This window comes from Sporosarcina luteola (assembly GCF_023715535.1).
In the GTDB taxonomy this organism is placed as follows: Bacteria; Bacillota; Bacilli; order Bacillales_A; family Planococcaceae; genus Sporosarcina; species Sporosarcina luteola_B.
Genome location: NZ_JAMBOI010000031.1, coordinates 1 through 1,110 on the forward strand (window position 1 = coordinate 1; position 1,110 = coordinate 1,110).

Annotated in this window: 1 protein-coding gene; it reads left to right on the forward strand. The window is 43.8% G+C overall.

All coding sequences use genetic code 11. The annotated features are described in order from the left end of the window. The coding region (locus tag M3191_RS18140) for an IS110 family transposase (protein WP_251701725.1) at nt 1-840 on the forward strand (840 nt) is incomplete at its 5' end. Nucleotides 841-1,110: the final 270 nt, after the last annotated feature.

Genomic DNA, 1,110 nt, shown 5'->3' on the forward strand with positions numbered 1-1,110 from the left:
TACTTTGAACAGATGCGGGCACTTGGACGCTACTATGAAGATCTAGAAAAGGAGATCAGGCATAACTACAATCGCTTACACGCTTTCCTACAGTTAAGCTTTCCCTTATTTGAAAAGGTGTTTTCGAAGAGCTCAGCCATGTTTTTAAATATCGTACAGCTCTATCCGCACCCGGCATTTTTACATAAGCTCTCGAAAGAGGAGCTGGGCAGTCAGATCAAAAAGGCGACCCGTAAGAATATATCTACTCAAAAAGCGGAGGAGAAGGCAACCTTACTAATCACCGCTGCGAAAAATTCATATTCGGCTATTAGACCGGAAGACGTACGGTGCGAACATTTAAGGCAGTATGCAAAACGAATAATGGACCTAGTAAGTCAGAAAAAAGATATCATCAAACAGATGGCGGAATTATCGAAGGAAAGAGTGGATTTTCAAGTGCTCGTCTCATTTCCGGGAATTGGAGAAACTACAGCCGTAAGAATCATTGGCGAATTAGGTGACATCCGACGCTTTAAAAATCCAAAACAGATCAATGCATACGCAGGGATTGATATTCAACGACACCAATCGGGCAAGCTCCAGTACCAGGATCGGATTAATAAACGAGGAAATCGAAGATTGAGGAAAATCCTTTATTTCATGGTGATGTCGATGATTTCTTTGCGCGCTAAGACTAAAAATACAATCGTGGATTATTATGATCAATTAAAAAAGCAACCTCAGAGTAAGCCTCATAAGGTTGCGGTAATCGCATGTATGAATAAGTTCCTGAAAGTCGCATTTCACCTTATCCACCATGACGTCCTGTATCATTACGAATCAGCTAAAGCTTCGTGACAGGATAATTCCACTATAGCACATATGACCTTGCGAAAAAAACAACTATTCGTCAGGTCTATTTGGCATCTTCATTTTTATTTATTTAGGGACACCTGGTGCTTGGAGTGCAGGCGCTCGACTCCTGCGGGAATAGCATGAGCCTTGAGACCCCGCAGGCCGCACGCCTTTCGCGACCGAGGAGGCTCAAGCCATGCCCGCGGAAAGCGAGCGCCGGAACGGAAAGCAACAGTATATTGACAGGACCCTACACCTTCATTCAAGCAGTGA